Annotated in this window: 17 protein-coding genes and 1 other annotated feature; of the genes, 13 read left to right on the top strand and 4 right to left on the bottom strand. The window is 47.4% G+C overall.

Annotation, left to right across the window (positions count from 1 at the left end; genetic code table 11):
- Positions 1–51: 51 nt before the first annotated feature.
- From metK to KNQ12_RS05120, 3 genes are all read left to right on the top strand, one after another.
- Positions 52–1,260, top strand: a complete 1,209-nt coding sequence (gene metK / locus KNQ12_RS05130; protein WP_023469108.1) for a methionine adenosyltransferase — start codon at positions 52–54, stop codon at positions 1,258–1,260.
- A gap of 137 nt (positions 1,261–1,397) precedes the next feature.
- Positions 1,398–1,886: a GNAT family N-acetyltransferase gene (locus KNQ12_RS05125; RefSeq protein ID WP_023469107.1), complete on the top strand. Its 489-nt coding sequence runs from the start codon at positions 1,398–1,400 to the stop codon at positions 1,884–1,886.
- 78 nt (positions 1,887–1,964) lie between these two features.
- Positions 1,965–2,669, top strand: coding sequence for a serine aminopeptidase domain-containing protein (locus KNQ12_RS05120; protein WP_035396459.1), 705 nt, complete (start codon positions 1,965–1,967; stop codon positions 2,667–2,669).
- Positions 2,670–2,719: 50 nt separating this feature from the next.
- Here KNQ12_RS05120 and mnmM read toward each other — a convergent pair whose 3' ends face one another.
- Positions 2,720–3,319: a tRNA 5-(aminomethyl)-2-thiouridylate-methyltransferase MnmM gene (gene mnmM, locus KNQ12_RS05115; protein WP_255343803.1), complete on the bottom strand. Its 600-nt coding sequence runs from the start codon at positions 3,317–3,319 to the stop codon at positions 2,720–2,722.
- 153 nt (positions 3,320–3,472) lie between these two features.
- On the opposite strand from mnmM, the gene KNQ12_RS05110 reads away from it, so the two are divergent.
- The 5 genes from KNQ12_RS05110 (at position 3,473) to KNQ12_RS05090 (ending at position 10,431) form a co-directional block, all read left to right on the top strand.
- The gene (locus KNQ12_RS05110) at positions 3,473–4,651 is read left to right on the top strand and encodes an MDR family MFS transporter (RefSeq protein ID WP_058713882.1); all 1,179 of its coding nucleotides are present in this window, start codon (positions 3,473–3,475) and stop codon (positions 4,649–4,651) included.
- A gap of 183 nt (positions 4,652–4,834) precedes the next feature.
- The gene (locus tag KNQ12_RS05105; RefSeq protein WP_214746639.1) at positions 4,835–5,869 is read left to right on the top strand and encodes a peptidoglycan bridge formation glycyltransferase FemA/FemB family protein; all 1,035 of its coding nucleotides are present in this window, start codon (positions 4,835–4,837) and stop codon (positions 5,867–5,869) included.
- 94 nt (positions 5,870–5,963) lie between these two features.
- Positions 5,964–6,608: an HAD family hydrolase gene (locus tag KNQ12_RS05100; protein ID WP_214746636.1), complete on the top strand. Its 645-nt coding sequence runs from the start codon at positions 5,964–5,966 to the stop codon at positions 6,606–6,608.
- A 38-nt stretch (positions 6,609–6,646) separates the two neighbouring features.
- Positions 6,647–6,869 (top strand) — a binding site (T-box leader).
- 47 nt (positions 6,870–6,916) lie between these two features.
- Complete coding sequence (gene leuS, locus KNQ12_RS05095) at positions 6,917–9,322, top strand: leucine--tRNA ligase (RefSeq protein ID WP_029342384.1); 2,406 nt, start codon at positions 6,917–6,919, stop codon at positions 9,320–9,322.
- Positions 9,323–9,453: 131 nt separating this feature from the next.
- Positions 9,454–10,431, top strand: a complete 978-nt coding sequence (locus tag KNQ12_RS05090) for a hypothetical protein (RefSeq protein ID WP_075643130.1) — start codon at positions 9,454–9,456, stop codon at positions 10,429–10,431.
- Positions 10,432–10,492: 61 nt separating this feature from the next.
- Here KNQ12_RS05090 and KNQ12_RS05085 read toward each other — a convergent pair whose 3' ends face one another.
- Entirely contained in the window at positions 10,493–11,764 is a 1,272-nt protein-coding gene (locus KNQ12_RS05085) for a BaiN/RdsA family NAD(P)/FAD-dependent oxidoreductase (protein WP_214746633.1), read from the bottom strand.
- Positions 11,765–11,956: 192 nt separating this feature from the next.
- Here KNQ12_RS05085 and KNQ12_RS05080 point away from each other — a divergent pair, with 192 nt between their 5' ends.
- On the top strand, positions 11,957–13,621 hold the full coding sequence (locus tag KNQ12_RS05080) for a putative polysaccharide biosynthesis protein (RefSeq protein ID WP_058264703.1): 1,665 nt from the start codon (positions 11,957–11,959) through the stop codon (positions 13,619–13,621).
- Positions 13,608–14,327: a pseudouridine synthase gene (locus KNQ12_RS05075; protein WP_023469097.1), complete on the top strand. Its 720-nt coding sequence runs from the start codon at positions 13,608–13,610 to the stop codon at positions 14,325–14,327. Before KNQ12_RS05080 ends, KNQ12_RS05075 begins: the two co-directional genes overlap by 14 nt.
- A 60-nt stretch (positions 14,328–14,387) precedes the next feature.
- Here KNQ12_RS05075 and KNQ12_RS05070 read toward each other — a convergent pair whose 3' ends face one another.
- Entirely contained in the window at positions 14,388–15,020 is a 633-nt protein-coding gene (locus tag KNQ12_RS05070; protein WP_174316497.1) for an SDR family oxidoreductase, read from the bottom strand.
- A 108-nt stretch (positions 15,021–15,128) separates the two neighbouring features.
- Positions 15,129–15,347, bottom strand: a complete 219-nt coding sequence (locus tag KNQ12_RS05065; protein WP_023469095.1) for a DeoR family transcriptional regulator — start codon at positions 15,345–15,347, stop codon at positions 15,129–15,131.
- Between the two features lie 321 nt (positions 15,348–15,668).
- Between KNQ12_RS05065 and pepV the strand changes: the two genes are divergently transcribed.
- The 3 genes from pepV to thpR are packed head-to-tail and all read left to right on the top strand — an operon-like array spanning position 15,669 to position 18,801.
- Positions 15,669–17,066 carry a dipeptidase PepV gene (pepV, locus tag KNQ12_RS05060; RefSeq protein WP_023469094.1) on the top strand — a complete coding sequence of 466 codons (1,398 nt, stop codon included), beginning with the start codon at positions 15,669–15,671 and terminating at the stop codon, positions 17,064–17,066.
- A 59-nt stretch (positions 17,067–17,125) separates the two neighbouring features.
- Positions 17,126–18,274 (top strand): MFS transporter, encoded by a 1,149-nt coding sequence (locus KNQ12_RS05055; protein WP_214746630.1) that lies wholly within the window; start codon positions 17,126–17,128, stop codon positions 18,272–18,274.
- Positions 18,275–18,282: 8 nt separating this feature from the next.
- Positions 18,283–18,801 (top strand): RNA 2',3'-cyclic phosphodiesterase, encoded by a 519-nt coding sequence (thpR, locus tag KNQ12_RS05050; protein ID WP_035396473.1) that lies wholly within the window; start codon positions 18,283–18,285, stop codon positions 18,799–18,801.
- Positions 18,802–18,819: the final 18 nt, after the last annotated feature.

The raw sequence follows: 18,819 nt of genomic DNA, 5'->3' as shown, positions 1-18,819 counted from the left end.
CAACTAGGGGAAATGAGTACACCGTCAAATTCTTTTTTGGGAGGGTCATACATGACAAACCTTAATCGCCGACTATTCACGTCGGAGTCAGTCACTGAAGGTCATCCAGATAAAATCTGTGACCAAATTTCGGATTCAATTCTTGATGCAATCCTCGCAGCGGATCCAAACGCGCGTGTTGCGGCAGAAACTTCTGTTACAACAGGTCTCGTTCTCGTTGCAGGTGAGATCACGACATCCACTTACGTCGACATTCCAAAAGTCGTTCGTGAAACGATTCGTGAGATCGGTTATACACGCGCGAAATACGGTTTCGACGCGGACACATGTGCTGTATTGACATCAATCGATGAGCAATCAGCAGACATCGCTCTTGGTGTAGACCAAGCGCTTGAAGCACGTGAAGGTAGCATGTCTGATGCAGAAATTGATGCAATCGGTGCAGGAGACCAAGGTCTCATGTTCGGTTACGCAACGAAAGAAACACCAGAACTCATGCCACTTCCAATCTCGCTTTCACACCGTCTCGCACGCCGTTTGGCAGAAGTGCGTAAAAACGGTCAACTCGACTACCTTCGTCCGGACGGAAAAACACAAGTCACGGTCGAATACAACGAGAACAACGAGCCGGTTCGTGTCGATACGATCGTCATCTCGACACAACACGCGGAAGAAGTTACGCTTGAGCAAATTCAAGCTGACTTGAAAGAACACGTCATCACACCGGTCATCCCGGCTGAATACATCGACGCAGCAACGAAATTCTTCATCAATCCAACTGGTCGTTTCGTCATCGGCGGACCACAAGGAGATGCTGGATTGACGGGTCGTAAGATCATCGTTGATACGTATGGTGGATACGCACGCCATGGCGGTGGAGCATTCTCTGGTAAAGATCCAACAAAAGTCGACCGTTCAGCTGCATACGCAGCACGTTACGTCGCGAAGAACCTCGTTGCTGCAGGTCTTGCAGACAAAGCAGAAGTTCAACTCGCGTACGCAATCGGTGTCGCGCACCCGGTATCAATCGCGGTTGATACATTCGGTACAGGAAAACTTCCTGAAGCACAACTCGTCGAATTGGTTGCTGAAAACTTCGATCTTCGTCCGGCTGGAATCATCAACATGCTTGATCTCCGTCGTCCGATCTATCGTCAAACAGCTGCATACGGTCACTTCGGTCGTACAGATGTTGAGCTTCCATGGGAGCAAACAGATAAAGCAGCAGTTCTTGAAGAACAGGCAAAACGTTTCGCATAATCAAAAAGTCCGAGAACCCTACGCGGGTTTTCGGACTTTTTTGTTTACGTGGAACTTTGCAGGAAACGAATGTTTTTTCTAGAAGAGGGTAAAAGTACATGAGTCGATTCGTATGAATACAAAGGGGGGTTCCGATTATGGAAATACGCGAAGCTATTCCAGCCGATGCAGGACGTATTCATGACATTGCCGTCACATCCTGGTTGGATACGTACGCAGAAATCTATTCCGAGCGCTCGAAAGCGCATTTCGTGCAGGAAGCGTATCCGCAAGAGGAGGTTGTTCGTGCGATTCGGACGGCAGAAGAAGCACGGGGAGAGTATTTTTATGTCGGAATCATCGATGAGGAAATCGTCGGTTTCATTCATGCTGTTGATGTTGAGGGAACGTGGGAAATCATTCGTCTGTACGTCTTACCGAAATATCAGCAAAACGGAATCGGACGACGATTGATCCGTGAACTCGAACGACAAGGAGCCGTCCCACTCGAAGTATATGTGGAGGCACGTAACTATAAAGCGCGTCAGTTCTTGACCTCATTCGGTTTTGAAGAACTCAGTGAGATGACGGAAGAAGTCTTTGGGCAAGTAGAATCTGTCATTCGCCTTCGCCATGTCGCCTCGTGAAATCCGTCTTGGGACGGTTTTGTGTGCGTTTGAAATAAGGTATCGTAAATAGGAAGTATGAAGTGAAGAGGTGAGTTTGTGGTTGAACAACCAACAGGAATCATCGTATTAGTCTATCCGTTACAACTGCGTGCCCGTCCGAGTGAAGCTTTGATTCGGGTACTCGAACGAGAGTATGAAGTATTGCTCGTCGACGCCCCACGTCGTATCTCGTTTGAAGAACATGGTCAACTGTTAAAAGAAGCATTACGTGAAGCCGGGAAACGCAAGCTACCGATTCATATCGTCGCCTGTAGCATGGGCGCACTCGTCGTCAATCGTCTGTTGCAAGAATATGAATTACCGGTAGCAAGCCTTGCATTCATTTCACCGTTGTTTGATTGGCACCCTTCGAAACAACTCGGAGGCGTCAAACAAGTCTTCGCAAGTGCGTTCGATCGTTTCCGGCCCGATGCGCCACTCGGTACGTTGCCGTTTGGTCAAAGTACGGAAGATACCGTTCGCATCGGTGAACTGACCTATGCACAGTACCGGGAAATCGAAGAAGAGATCGTCGTACATGACGAAGAACGAAAAAAACTGCCGCGTGTGAACTTGGCTTGTTTTTATGCACCGGACGATCAGTTCGCAGACGTCAAGCTGACACTTGAAGTATGCCGGAAAATGGGTGGCGATCAGATTTACTTACAACGTCTACACGGTTTTCCGCATTTTAGTTTCGAACGGTTGAACACACGGTTTGCAGAAAAATTAATGTTGTTCTTTAAGCTTGTTGAAGAATGAAATAACAAAAGTGATGCCTCTAAAAAAGGGGCATCACTTTTTTGTGCCCATCATCCGCGTACTTTTTTCTCGATCGCGATGATGAACGGGGGATGATTTTGTTGGTTCAAGAAGCGATACTGGAGAACGGCATAATCTTGCTGATCAAGGGCTGTGACGTAATCGAGGACAGCGTCACGTTCTCGTTTTCCTTCCAAGTGACCGTGATAGACGACGAGGACGACAAGACCGCCGGGAGCGAGGACCGGGAGGAGGGCATCGAGTGCTTCAAGCGTCTCTTCTCCGGTCGTCGTGATTGATTTGTCGCTTCCAGGCAGGTATCCGAGATTGAAGACACCAGCGCGGACAGGACGTTGTTCGTCCGAAAGACGGGCACCGACATGGATGTGGCTTTCATGGTAAAGGTCGACGCGTGCTAACATTCCGGCTTCGTCGAGACGTCGCGTCGACTCCTCAATGGCTTGTGCCTGGACGTCGAACGCAAGAACCCTTCCTTCTGGACCGACACGTTCTGCTAAAAACTGTGTATCATGTCCATTTCCGGCAGTCATATCGACGACGCAGTCTCCGGGCTCGATAACGGACTCGAGTAATTGTTTCGTATAAGGTAATACACGGGCAAGTGACATGGCATAGACTCCTGTTCCTATAGTCTGTTTTTCTAGTAATGGTTCAGTATGTGCAAGATTCTTTCTGCATTATATCATTTTTTGATTCGTTGACGAAAAGCGAAGTAGCTTGACAGTTAGGGGACGGATTGCGTAAAGTGGCAAGGTTGAGAATGAAATAGGAGGACCACAGGTATGCCAAAATTACCAAAAGCGGTCTGGATCCTCGTCCTTGCGATGGCCATCAATACGACGGGATCCTCTTTTTTATGGCCGTTTAATACATTATATATTCATGAATATTTAGGAGAGTCGATGACAAAAGCAGGGATGGCATTGTTCGTCAACTCTGCCTTAGCAATCGTCGGAAACTACTTAGGTGGAAAAGCGTTTGACCGTCTCGGTGGCAAGAAGACGCTTGTCATCAGTGTCATCGGACTTGTCCTGTCTTCCGTTGGCTTGTTGCTATTTCATCAGACGTACCTCGGATACGTCGCGATGCTTGGATTGATTGGATTCGTCGGTGGGATGGTTTTTCCGACGATCTACGCGATGACGGGTGTCATCTGGCCGGAAGGCGGGCGCCGTGCCTTTAATGCGATCTATGTCGCACAAAACGTCGGTGTAGCGCTCGGGACAGCAGTCAGTGGTCAAATCGCTGCCTTTTCGATTCAGTACATCTTCATCGCCAATCTCGTCCTCTACATCGCCTTTGCCATCATTTTGTTAGTCGGTTTATCCTGGATTCAGGCACCAGCGCGGATGCATGCGGCACATGACGAGATCGAAACGACACGCACACCCCTTGCGCGCGGTGCGGCACGGACGATGTTGCTCGTCTCGATCGGGTATGCCTTACTTTGGTTCGTTTATGTGCAATGGCAAGGAACCTTTGCCGTACACACGAAATCGCTCGGTGTCACGATTTCCGAGTACTCGATTCTTTGGACGATCAACGGAGCACTCATCGTGTTCGCACAACCTTTATTAACACCAATTCTCCGGTGGTTTGGAGATGACTTGAAGCGACAATTGATGACCGGTACAGGAATCTTCCTCTTGTCTTATCTGATCGTTCCGTTCGCAGGCGGCTTCAAGATGTTCCTCGTCGCGATGATCATTTTGACGATTGGTGAGATGTTCATCTGGCCAGCGGTTCCTGCTATGGCGGCGAGACTCGCGCCAATCGGAAAAGAAGGAGAGTTCCAGGGATACGTCAATATTGCCGCTTCAGCGGGACGGATGATCAGTCCGACCGTCGGAGGGTTGATCTACGATTTATCCGGTATGTCAGCGGTCTTCTTGACATTGATTGGATTGATTCTGTTAGCAGGCGTCGTATTCCTTCGTGCCATTCCTAAAATCACATCATGAGCATCATCTGTAAGACAGCGGACATTAGATTCGCTGTCTTTTTTTTACATCATTAATGCGCTAATTATAAAACAAATCATTATTAATATGGAATATTTCGGCAAAGAAACGGGTACTTTCTAATCAAGAACTTGAAAAGAAAGTTCATGTGAACGTTGCTTCTTTTTGACTGGAGGTGCACGAATGGAAAGGTGTCAATTCATCACAGATGCCGCAACTTGGACGACACACGTACAGCAACAGCCTCTTGATATCTTCTACAGTCACCAATACGTCACGCTTAACGCTAGACCGTCTGAGCAAGCGGTGTTATTCCGTTATGAAGGTCATGCGGGAACACTGTTCTATCCCTTTTTAAAGCGTCGGATTTTTGATACGCCTTATTCAGATCTCATCACGCCGTATGGCTACGGCGGACCGGAAATCGTCGGTCGCTTAACCGCAACTGAAATGCAGCATGCACGTCTATCGTTTGAAAGGTGGGCGGAGCAAGAATCGGTCGTCTCGGAAATGATTCGCTTTAATCCGTTGACGGGCAATGAACGACTTATGCGTAACTGGACGGAAGCTTCTTTCATCCGTCATACGACGAGCATTGATTTGCGCCCCTCACTAGAAGAAATCATGCAGACGTTCCATAAGAAAACGAGAAGTATGATTCGTAAATCGCTCGCTTCACCGTTAACCGTTAGAACAGGAACACGAGACGATTTATCTGTTTTTTTGGCGTTGTATCATGAAACGATGGACCGGAAGAATGCTTCGGCTCATTACTATTTTACGGCGAGTTATTTTGAGCAATTATTTGAAGCGAATCCACTCTGTGAGCCATTGTTACTGATTGCGGAAATCGACGGAAAACCTGTTGGTGGATACTTCGTATTGCTCGGAAAAGAATATGCCCACGGTCATTTGATTGGTTGTAAGCGGGACGAAGCGAAGATGTTCCCAAATCAACGACTTGAGTACGAAGCGATTCTTCAGGCGAAAGCACGCGGTCTCGTCGAACAACATCTCGGAGGTGGATATCAAGAACGGGATAGTCTCTTTGAGAGTAAATGCCGTTACACCGGGTACCGTTTATTTGAGTATCATCAAGGAAAATCGATTCTTCAACCAGCCGTATACGATCAGTTGTGTATACGATACGGGTCAGATGCTAATTCGGATTATTTTCCGGCTTACCGACAAACCAGTGTCCAAATGGCGACAAGTTAAACAGTAACTAAATGAAGAAGGTGAAACGACTACATCGTGTAGTCGTTTTTTTGATATGCTGAAATCATGATAGATCAATTGAGGGGGATGTGTCTTGAAAAAACGAGGTCTTATTTTTGATATGGATGGGGTCATCTTAGATAGTGAAATCCGCTACTTTGAGGTCCACCAGCAGATGTTCAAAACGTTATCGATTCCGCTCGATCCGGTTCAGTATGCGACATTCATGGGGAAAACAGGAGATGAGATGTGGGAAGAACTTGTCGCGCAACACGAGCTCCGAGAAACAGCGAGTGCTTTACTTGAGGAAGAACATCGCTTGTTTCAAATTCATGCAAAACCAGAGGCGTGTGGTTTAAAAGAGGGAGTCAAACAAATCATCGAACAAGCGACGTCTCTTGGTTACGATATCGGGATCGCTTCTTCGAGTTCGCTTCAAAAAATCGAACGCGTCATCCGTCATTACGAGCTTCCAATCACGCATTACGTCAGTGGGGAAGAAGTCGTGCGTTCGAAGCCGGATCCCGCGATTTTTCGACTTGCGGCATCACGAATCGGGCACGCACCTGAGAATTGTCTCGTCATTGAAGACGCTGCAAACGGGATGATCGGCGCAAAAGCAGCAGGTATGGAAGTGATTGCGCTTCTTGATGACCGGATGCCAGCGCAACGCTTAGAACAAGCAGATCATATTGCGCGATCGCATGCGGAAATCGAGGAAATTTTACGGAAGCGTTGACGCTTGAGGAAGAAACAGATTACACTAGGAAAAGATAGTCAAATGCAGGGAACTGAAGTAGTAGGGGAAAGGTGCCGTCAAGAGAGCTGGTGGAAGGTGCGAACCAGTCGGTAACAACCGTGAACTCGTCAGGGAGCACGATTCGTGAAGTCGTAGTAGCGAATCCGGTCCTTCACACCGTTATCTGTGAATCAAGCGGTCTGTCATAGACAGACAACGTGGGTGGTACCGCGGAAGCCAAACCGGTCTTTCGTCCCTATTCCTAGGGGCGGAGGACCGGTTTTTTTTAGATTAGAGGAGGAAAAGACATGCCGTACAATCATCGCGAAATTGAACCAAAATGGCAGGCGCGTTGGGATCAAGACAACGCCTTCGTCACGACAGAAGATCCAGAAAAAGAAGGGTTTTATGCCCTTGATATGTTCCCGTATCCGTCAGGTGCCGGACTCCACGTTGGACACCCGGAAGGCTACACAGCAACGGACATCCTCGCACGGATGAAACGGATGCAAGGATACAACGTCTTGCACCCAATGGGTTGGGATGCATTCGGGTTACCAGCAGAACAATACGCCCTCGATACAGGGAATGACCCACGTGAATTCACAGCGAAAAACATCGAGACGTTCAAGCGTCAGTTGAAAGAACTTGGATTCTCCTATGACTGGGATCGTGAAATCAACACGACGGATCCGAAGTACTACAAATGGACACAGTGGATCTTTACGAAGTTGTATGAAAAAGGACTTGCGTTCGTGGACGAAGTCGCGGTCAACTGGTGCCCGGCACTTGGAACCGTTCTTGCGAATGAAGAAGTCATCGACGGATTATCTGAACGCGGAAATCATCCGGTCGTGCGTGTTCCGATGCGTCAGTGGGTCTTGAAAATCACGGAATATGCGGATCGTCTTCTTGAAGATCTCGATGACCTCGATTGGCCGGATTCTGTTAAAGAGATGCAACGGAACTGGATCGGGAAATCAGAAGGTGCTGAGATCGATTTCACGATTGATGGACATAAAAAACAAGTCACGGTCTTTACGACACGTCCGGACACAATCTTTGGTGCAACGTACCTCGTGCTTGCGCCGGAGCATCCATTCGTAGCTGACATCACGACAGCGGATCACAAGGAAGCCGTCGATACGTACATTTCGCAAGTCCAAACGAAGTCAGACCTCGAACGGACGGATTTAGCGAAGGAAAAAACAGGCGTCTTCACGGGTGCTTTCGCCGTCAATCCAATCTCAGGTGATCGTCTTCCGATCTGGATCGCTGATTATGTCCTTGCTTCTTATGGAACGGGTGCAATCATGGCGGTTCCAGGACACGATGAGCGCGACCATGAATTCGCGAAACAATTCGACTTGCCAATCGTTGAGGTCGTCGCGGGTGGAAACGTCGATGAAGCAGCCTATACAGGAGAGGGCGAACACGTCAACTCGCATATGCTTGATGGTCTTGGAAAACAAGAAGCAATCGAGACGATGATTGCTGAACTCGAAACGAATCAAGTCGGACGCAAGAAAATCACGTATCGTCTCCGCGACTGGTTGTTCAGTCGTCAACGGTATTGGGGTGAGCCAATCCCAGTCGTTCATATGGAAGATGGTTCGATGAAGACGCTTAGCCAAGAGGAATTACCGCTCGAACTTCCAATCATTCCGGAGATCAAGCCGTCTGGTACAGGCGAATCACCACTTGCGCTTGCGGAAGACTGGTTGGATTATACGGATCCTGAAACAGGAATGAAAGGGCGTCGCGAGACGAATACGATGCCACAATGGGGCGGAAGCTGCTGGTATTATCTTCGTTTCATCGATCCGCACAATGAAGAGGCGATCGCGGATCCAGAAAAATTAAAATACTGGCTTCCAGTCGATATTTACATCGGTGGTGCGGAACACGCCGTTCTCCACTTATTGTATGCACGCTTCTGGCATAAAGTCTTGTATGATGCAGGCGTCGTGCCAACAAAAGAACCATTCCAGAAGTTATACAACCAAGGGATGATTCTTGGAGAGAACAACGAGAAAATGTCGAAATCACGCGGTAACGTCATCAATCCGGATGAAATCGTTAAATCGCATGGTGCGGATACGTTACGCTTGTATGAAATGTTCATGGGTCCACTCGATGCATCAGTTGCCTGGTCTGAGAACGGACTTGACGGTGCGCGTCGTTTCCTCGATCGTGTCTGGCGCTTGTTCGAACGGACAGCAGACATTCAAGATGTCACAGAAGTCGATGCTGACTTCGAACGGACATACCACCAGACGGTCAAGAAGGTTACGGAAGACTTCGCGAACATCCAGTTCAACACCGGAATTTCGCAACTCATGGTCTTCGTCAACGAAGCAAACAAACAGCCGGTGCTTCCGCGTCACTTCCTTCGTGGATTCATCCAATTGTTAACACCAGTTGCACCGCACCTTGGTGAGGAACTCTGGGAACAACTTGGATTTGAAGAGACATTGACGTATGCGGCATGGCCAACATTCGATGAATCGAAACTCGTCAGCGATACGATGGAATTCGTCATTCAAGTGAACGGAAAAGTTCGCTCGAAAATCGAAATCAACATCGACGCGACAAAAGAAGAAATCGAGGCACTTGCCTTTGCCGACGAAAAGACACAAGAATGGATCGGCGACAAGACGGTTCGAAAAGTCATCGTCGTACCGAAAAAACTCATCAATATCGTCGCGAACTAAGTCATGACCCCTTCCGTTCACTTGATACGAATGGAAGGGGTTTCTTCATTTCCGTCGCAAGTCCGCTTTTTTTTTGAACGTCCTTCTGATACACTGAATCAGAAACCGAGAAAGAAAGGCGATTACCATCAATGAAACGATCTTATATAGTCTATACAACGATTTTTGCCGTCGTTTCGGGTTTGATTCTTTGTGTACTGCTCGTCTTCTCAAAACCAGAGACGATGTCGCGTATTCAGGAAACGTTCGCGAAAATCGAGACGCAATCGAAGCATCAGGCAGCTGTCAAACAGGTGCCGACGAAAACGCCTTCAGCCATTCCGAATCCGGAAGAACCATTAATTAAGAATGTCCAGCAGATGTTATATGATGATTCCATCGGGTCGTACCTCGTCGTCACAGACGATTATCGTTTCTTTGAAATTAGTGGAACAGGTGAGAGGATCAATGCCTCCTTCCAATTAGAAGAAGGGAAATTACTTCTTTCTGGCCTCGATGGCATGACACTCGTTGACGGAGAGACCGTCGCTTTATTGACATCGAATCAGATTCTCGTGACAATCACGCGAAAAGATGGTGTCTGGAGCGAAGAAAAACGTGAAAAAGTACAGGGGACGACGATTCGAGACAGTTTCCATGGGCTTGGATATGATTCGAAGAAAAAGGAATTCTATACGATCAATCATATCCGTGCAATCGGACGTGTGGAATTGACTCGTTTCGCCATGAAAGAGGATAAAATTAAGATTGATCCAGATGCGTCGGAAAAGAAAAAACGCGCTTTAAAGAAAAAGCAAAAGCCGCCGTATTTATCGATCGTAGAACGAAGTAAAATTGAACCGGCGAATGGGATGCGAAGTGATGCGAAGAAAGTATTCGAATCCGACTTCCGACCAATTGGTCTTGCGGAACGACAAGGACGCATCTACACACTTGATTCAGAAGCACTCTATCTCTATTCGATTGATCAGAAAGATCAGACGATCACGGGAGAGACGGCAAGTCCAAAGGTCTATGGTTCAAAAGGGATTTTCGTACAGGATAATGAATTGTTTGCCTTAGTCGAGACAGATAAGTTTTCGAGCCGATCGTTCACACCGATTGACTGATGCATAAAAAGAAAAGACCCGATTCTTCTGATTAACACAGACGAATCGGGTCTTGTTCATATTAAGAGACAGTGTCACGTGCCATTTCTGCAGCGTGGCTACCGGCGCAATGACCCGTCACGAACGCGGCTGTAATGTTGTATCCACCCGTATAGCCGTGAATATCAAGAATTTCACCAGCGAAGAATAGCCGTTCGGCTTTTTTTGACATCATTGTTTTTGGATCAATCTCTTTGATCGAGACGCCGCCACCCGTGACGAAGGCTTTATCGAAATCGAGCGTTCCCGTTGCTCTGAGTGGGAATCGCTTCAATTGTTGGAGGAAGTCCGTCCAGTCTTGTTTCTTCACTTGTGTACAGACTTCATCGCCAAAGCCGATTCGAACGAATAGGAGTTCAAGCAACCGTTCTGGTACGAAACCACGAAGAGCATTGCGGACTGTTTTCTTCGGATTTGCGGCAAGGGCTGCTTGGAAACGTTCCGTTAAGGCACCGAGGGATTCGTCCGGGAAGAGATCAATCGATAGATGAACGATCGTTTCTTTCGAACGTTTGCGTTCTTTGATCGTATATTGGCTACACCGTAAAGCAATCGGACCACTTAAACCGAAGTGTGTGAACAGTAGATCACCTGTATGTGTCTTGATCGCCTTATCTTTTTTACCGTGGACCGTTAGAGCGACGTCACGCAGCGACAGCCCTTGTAATGTTTTTTCGTGAATGAACGTATCACCTAACAGAATCGGAACTTCCGTTGGGAAGAGTTCCGTGATCGTGTGACCCGCTTTTTCAGCCCACGGATAGCCGTCACCCGTTGAACCGGTATGCGGAACAGATTGACCACCGACCGCGACGATACAACTTTTCGCTTCAAGACGCATGCCATTCTCTAATATGACAGCTGCAAAAGAACCATCCGGATGGAAATCGAGCGTAGCGACTTGCGCATCCGTTTGAATCTCGGCACCATGCGCGCGGATTTGATCGATCAATACACGAACGACATCCGCTGCCTTATCTGAGACAGGGAACATCCGACCGTTGTCCTCTTCTTTAAGTGCGACGCCAAATCCTTCGAAGAGTTCGATGATCGATTCATTGTTGAATTGAGAGAAGGCGCTATATAAGAAACGTCCGTTTCCCGGGATCGACTGGACGAGCTCGTCGAGTGGTTTTCGATTCGTGACGTTACAGCGTCCGCCGCCAGAGATTGCGAGCTTCCTTCCTAATTTATTCCCTTTATCGAGCAGGAGTGTTCGAGCTCCAGCTTGTAAGGAGGCGAGCGTTGCCATCAAGCCGCTCGGTCCGCCCCCGATTACGATTACATCGTACATATGGTCACCTCATTCATAGAATTCTGCTTGTTTCACTTTAGCAGAAGTTGCGACTGTAAACAAACCGTCTCTTTCAATTACAGAAAGACAGCGGTATAATGATTTGCAATTGTGTACGAGAGAACTTGTATAATGAGACAGTCATGATTAGAGTGTCGAGTTTAAAAATTAGAAAGCGTGAGGGATGTTACCATGTCCACAGTCAACAATAAACAGTCCACTTCTCCCGGTAATGCGGGATTCGTTCGTGGGACGATGCTCCTATCCGGTGCGTCACTGATTTCCCGCGCACTAGGTTTGATCTACCTCTTTCCATTCCAGTTCATGGTCGGTGCTACAGGTATCATGTTTTATACGTATGCCTACAACTATTACACGATCATGATTGGTGTCGCGACAGCGGGAATTCCCGTTGCCGTCTCAAAATTCGTCGCCAAGTATAATGCGCTTGGGGAATACGATACGAGTGAGCGATTGTATCGATCGGGTTTGAAAATCATGTCCTTGACCGGCGTTGTTTCTTTTCTCGCCTTATTCTTCCTCGCTCCGTATTTAGCCCACCGAGCGATTCCGGGTGGGGACGTCGATTCAGCGGCATACGTCGATGCCGTCACGATGACGATTCGAGGAGTCAGTTTTGCTTTACTCTTGATTCCGCCGATGAGTATGACACGTGGATACTTCCAAGGATATCAATCGATGGGACCGACCGCGATTTCACAAATCTTAGAACAAATCGTCCGAATCATTTTCTTGCTCGCAGGAGTCAGCATCGCCATCTATCTCTTTGATTCTGGGGTAGCATGGGCAGCGACGATTGCAACATTCAGCGCATTTATTGGAGCAATCGGAAGTATAGTCGTTCTGATTTACTATTTCCGTAAACGTGCGAGTGGATTACGAGAACTCCGTGCAACTCAAACCGTCCGTTCGCCGGATCGCCCGTTAACGGATTTGTACAAAGAGTTGTTAGCCTATGCGATTCCAATCGTCATGGTAGGCGTTTCGACGCCGCTTTATCAAGTCATCGACCAGAATACGATGAATGCAGCATTACAAAGTATCGGTTATACACTCGAAGCTGCTGGAAATGCAACGGCCTATCTGATTGCGGATAGTCATAAAATCGTTCTGATTCCAGTATCTGTTGCGACTGGATTATCGCTGTCTGCGACGCCACTGTTGACAGCGTCATTCACACAGGGAGATATGCGGAAAGTACGGGCTCAAATCTCGCAGATTTATCAACTCGTCTTCTTTATTACGATTCCGGCAGTCGTCGGGATGATTCTCCTCAGTGAAGAAACGTTCCATGTGCTCTTCCCGAAAGATCAGGCAGCATGGGTCTATCTCTTAAGTTATGCGCCAAGTGCGTTGTTCCTCGCCTTGTATTCGGTCACAGCGGCAGTCCTACAAGGAATCAACCGGCAATACTTCACGATTGTTGCGACGATTGCCGGACTACTTGCGAAGTATCTCTTGAATGCACCGTTGATTCATTTAACAGGTGACGGGACAGGTGCCGGTTATGCAACGATCATCGGTTACCTTGTTGCGACGGGATTGATGTTCTTCCGAATCACACAAACAGTGAAGTTTCCATTCAGTACCGTCTTGCGCCGGACATCGTTAATTCTAATCATTAGTGCGTTGATGGGGGCGGTTGTCGCGCTCGTGAAGTGGGGAATGGTGTCCTTCTTACCAGAGACGACATGGGCATCTCTGTTGATCCTGATCATCGGTGCGGTAGTTGGAATCGTGATTTTCGCTGGACTTTCGATTTGGAGTGGTTTAGCAGAGGTCATATTAGGGCGTAAATTTTCATTGAAACGAGGACGAAATCATGCGTCTAGATAAATTGTTATCCAACATGGGGGCAGGCTCCCGAAAAGAAGTAAAACTTTTGCTCAAGGCAGGGGCAATTCAAGTCGATGGTGAGATCGTTCGTGATCCGAAACAACATGTCGATGTCGAGTCACAACAGGTTCTGATGTACGGCGAACCGGTCACGTATCAAAAATACATCTACTTGATGATGAATAAACCACCGGGTGTCATTAGTGCGACGGAGGATAAACGAGATGAGACCGTCATCGATCTGTTGTTTGAAGACGTGACGTATTTCAAACCGTTTCCGGTCGGACGACTTGATAAGGATACAGAAGGTTTGTTGTTACTGACAAACGATGGAGCGTTCAATCATGCCTTGATGTCTCCGAAAAAACACGTTGAAAAAACGTATTACGCGGAAGTGACAGGTGTATTGACGCAAGAAGACGTCGAGGCAATTGCGGCAGGCGTCACCTTAGAAGACGGTTATCAGGCAAAGCCAGGAAAACTCGTCATCTTATCGACGACAGAAACAGATTCAACGCTTGAATTGACGATCACGGAAGGGAAGTTCCATCAAGTCAAACGGATGATGCTTGCCCTAGGTAAAGAGGTCACGTTCTTGAAACGGCGCTCGATTGGTCGTTTAGAGCTTGATTCGGCACTTGCACTCGGGGACTACCGTGAACTGACACAAGAGGAATTGTCGTTATTTGATTGGCAACCTGAATAAGCAAAGCAAAAAGGCGGTGGAATGAATGTACATTCCATCGCCTTTTATTGTGGGATTTAATTATTGATTACGTAGTGCTTCTGCGATCGGATAAGGACCGCTGAGTACTTCGAATACACGAGATTGTGTCGGATGATCAATCAAGTGAACGAACAGCGCTGCCACATCGTCACGAGACACCTTACGATCTTCGTATGAATCAAAATGCTCTTTCGTTTCAACAGTACCTGTTGGGTCATCGTAGCTGAGCGGACCAGGACGGACGATTGTATAGTTGAGTCCACTTTCTTTGAGGTGAGCGTCTGCTGCTGCTTTCGATTCAAGATACACTTTTAGTTCGCCTTTCGGTTCTTCCGTACCGACTGAACTGAGCATCAGGAAACGATCGATCCCGTTGGCTTTTGCTGCATCGATGACTTTGATCGCACCTTCCTGATCGACGGCGCGTGTCAATTCGTCCGATGCGCCACCAGCACCCGCTGCAAAGATGACGACGTCCGCGTTACTGATGACGCCACTGACATCCTTCGTCAAATCCCCAAGTCTGACTTCAGATGCGCCGAGTGCAATCAAATCGTTGATTTGATTTTCTTCCCGTACGACCGCGATCGCTTGGTGATCTCCTTGTTTAGCGATCAATTCGACCATCTTGCGTCCTGTCGTTCCGTTTGCTCCAATGATTAAAATATTCATTCTCATCATCTCCTTCTCCCAATAGCTATACCCTACGTTTTAAAAAAGATAACAAAAAAAGACGCGAAGAATCGCGTCATCGAAAGATATACATAGTGAAACAGTGGATCAACCCGCTTGCTTTTGTTTCTTACTCGACGTCCATGTACCGCGTCGAGGGCTCACAATGAGATTGTTGTATTCAAGCACGTTCAAATCCCGCTGGACGGTCCTTGAAGTGATGCCAAACTCTTCAACCAACTCTGCTGTCGTAGTAGCTCCGTTCTCTTGGATGTAGAGATAGATCGATTTAATCCGGGTCAACATACGGTCTGTAGAATCTTTCATTGGTATAACCACTCCCCCAATGGATAGAATAGTGTTCTAAAGCTTCGGGTGACAAAAGACAATGCAATATCCAGTTGTTTCGCCTTTAGTATAACGTTTTGATATTAAAATGCAAGTAATTTAACCGAACGTTTTCATAAAAAATATATTCAAATGGTTTGTAAAGTCGATAATTTGGGTTTTATTTTAGATTAATGTTCGTCATTTCAATAAATAAAAAAGAAAACAGAATTTGGATGTTCGTATCTGAACGAATATTCGCTATACTAGGAAGGTGTATAGGAAACGAATCCAAAACCCGTAATGAAGGAGCGAAATCAGATGGTGAATTGGAAAGAGGAAGTACTCGCACGTCGCGAGGACTTATTAGAAGATTTAAAAGAATTATTACGGATTCCGAGTGTACTCGACGAATCCACGATCGAAGAGGGCGCGCCGTTTGGTCATGAAGTCAAACGTGCCCTCGATTGGATGCTCGCGACAGGGGAACGCGATGGGTTCACGACAAAAAATGTCGATGGGTATGCAGGACATTTGGAATATGGTCAAGGGGAAGAGTTACTCGGTATTCTTTGTCACTTAGACGTCGTACCAGCTGGTGGCGATCACTGGACATACGGTCCATTCAACCCGACGCTTGTAGATGGAAAACTGTATGCACGTGGAGCAATCGATGATAAAGGACCGACGATGGCAGCTTATTACGCTTTGAAAATCGTCAAAGAACTTGGCTTACCACTCTCGAAGCGCATCCGTCTGATTGCAGGAGGGGATGAGGAGAGTGAATGGCGTTGTGTCAATCATTACTTCAAACATGAAGAGATGCCCACACTTGGTTTTGCACCAGATGCCGACTTCCCGATCATCAATGCGGAAAAAGGACTCTATGATGGGTTATTGATTCAAGGGAAACCAGCGCAAGCATCTGATACAGGCTACCATCTCGTTCGTTTTGAAGGTGGCGAACGTCCGAACATGGTTCCAGGTCATGCCCAAGCGCTTCTTCGTGTCGTCGAAGTAGGAACGCTTGAGACGGATTTCCATGCTTATCTTGAAGAACAAGGTTTGACGGGAACAGTCAAGCAAGAAACGGAAGGTCTCATACTTGATGTCAATGGTGTCGCAGCCCATGCGATGGAGCCGGACAATGGTAAAAATGCTGCTTTACATTTGGCACGTTTCCTCAATACGCTTCACTTGGATTATAACGGTCGTCGTTACATTCAACTCGTGACGCATATGTTCCGGGATTCTCGCGGTGTAGCGATGGGTGTCGCTGCTTCAGACGAGACAGGTGACTTAACGATCAATGGCGGTGTATTCCGTTACGCCGAAGAGCAAGGAACGGCATCAATCAATATCCGTTACCCGTATACAGCAGACTTCACGGAACGTTTGCAAATCATCAAGGAAGCCGCGGCAGGATATGGTTTTGAATTGCAGACGCGGACGCACATGACACCGCACCATGTTGATCCAAACCATGAATTGATCAAGACGCTAAGTGCCGTCTATGAGCGCCATACGAACCAATCAGCTGATCTGATAGCAATTGGTGGCGGCACATATGCGCGTTCATTGACGGCGGGAGTTGCTTTTGGTCCAGTCTTCCCGGGTGGTCCTGAAGTTGCTCACCAAGTCGATGAATATGTTGATTTTGATGAACTATTGCTTGCTGTCGCAATCTATGCAGAAGCGATTTATGAGCTCGCAAAATAATGATTGATGATCCCCGCATCGTAAAGATGGGGGGATTGCTTCTTGAAAGGAAGTTCCGTGTGAAAAATCGTCAAACCTATCATTTCCAAGCCCTATATTTCTTTATTTTCTTTGGACAAGGAGCACTCATTCCGTATCTCGCGCTTTATTTCTCAAACGACGCGTTCGGACTGTCGGCTTCAGAGATTGGAACAATCGTTGCGATTGGACCGATTCTCTCCATTTTCCTACAACCTGTTTGGGGAATCGCGGCGGACCGACTCGGAAAACCGAAACGACTCTTGCTCGTCGCGATGCTTGCTGCCGGTATTTTTACACTCAGTTACTTACTGACGTCTGCTTATCTACTTTTATTATTGATTTCTTGCGTTTGGGCGTTGTTCCAGTGCGCGCATATTCCGCTCGTGGATACATTAGCGATCGAGTACACGCGAAAGCGTAAAGTGGATTACGGCGCTTTACGTCTTTTCGGCTCAGCAGGGTTCGCTTTAGCTGTTTTCATTCTTGGGCAAATCACTGAGGGTGGCGGACTAAATCTGATTTTTTATGCAACCGGTGCAGCATGGGTTCTCGGTTTCCTTGTGCTGATCGGTATTGAAGAGACGGGCAGCGTGCATGTTTCACATCAGCAACCCGTACCGTTAAAACAGCTCTTTTCGAATCGACGCTTCCTGTTGTTCCTAGCAGGGGGGAGTTTGATCTTCGGACCCATCTTCGCCAACAATTATTACTTTGGCAGCTACGTCACGATTCGTGGTGAGACGACGGCACTCGTCGGAACATTATTCTTTGTCGCCGTTCTGTGCGAAATTCCGTTCATGCGCATCGCCTCGCGTCTGTTATTACGATTCGGAGCGATTCCGGTTCTTGTATTTGTTTCCTTGTTGTCGGCTGCGCGGACGGTGATGATTGCTTTAGAACTTCCAATCGTCATGCTGTGGGTATTATCTGCGATGCAAGGAATGATCGTTGGTCTGTTGATCCCTGTCGCCTTAGATTATGTGCGATCTCTCGTTCCAGAGACGATGGTCGCAACAGCCGTCAGTACATATATGGCGACGACGACGGGACTCGCGACAGCGTTGTTTAATCTGATGAGTGGTTTTGTACTCGAGGAGAGTACAATCTATACCGTCTTTTGGGTATATACAAGTAGTAGTATCCTAGGCGCGATTCTGTATGGTATCAGTGGTCGTATGAAGGAGTGAGCGCGACGATGAGACAAGAACGACACTTTTTCATTGCTTTGCCGATCCCTTCTAAAGATTTGGCAAATCTTGCTGAACGGTTATCGCTACCTGAGTACTTTCGTAACGTCTATACGTTAGAAGAGTATCATCTAACACTTCGTTTTTTCGGTCCATTGGAGGAAAAAGAACAGCAGTCGTGGAAACAGCAGTTACAGCAGATCGCGCGTACGATGGAACCGTTCGTGCTACGATTCGATCGTTTGATCACGTTCGGTCGGGATGAACGACCACGCGTCGTAGGATTTGGAACGGAATCGGAAGAATTGTTTCAATTAGTGGAACAGATTGATCCGAATTCGACCAGACCATTCGTTCCGCATGTCACGATCGCGAAAAAGTGGCGCGCTGAGGCAGCCGAATGGAAGACGAGTCCGATCCGATCAATAGAGTGGACTGTTCGTGAACTCGTTCTATTTGAAGTACGACCAGAGGTTTCACCGCGATATGAGCCGGTTTATCGGATTCATCTAGGTGAAGAGGAATGAGGTGATCCCCATCGCAAT

Source organism: Exiguobacterium sp. s11 (genome assembly GCF_018619015.1).
GTDB classification, from domain to species: domain Bacteria; phylum Bacillota; class Bacilli; order Exiguobacteriales; family Exiguobacteriaceae; genus Exiguobacterium_A; species Exiguobacterium_A indicum.
The sequence above is the reverse complement of the archived record's forward strand: the minus strand, read 5'-3'. Positions and strand labels throughout refer to the sequence as shown.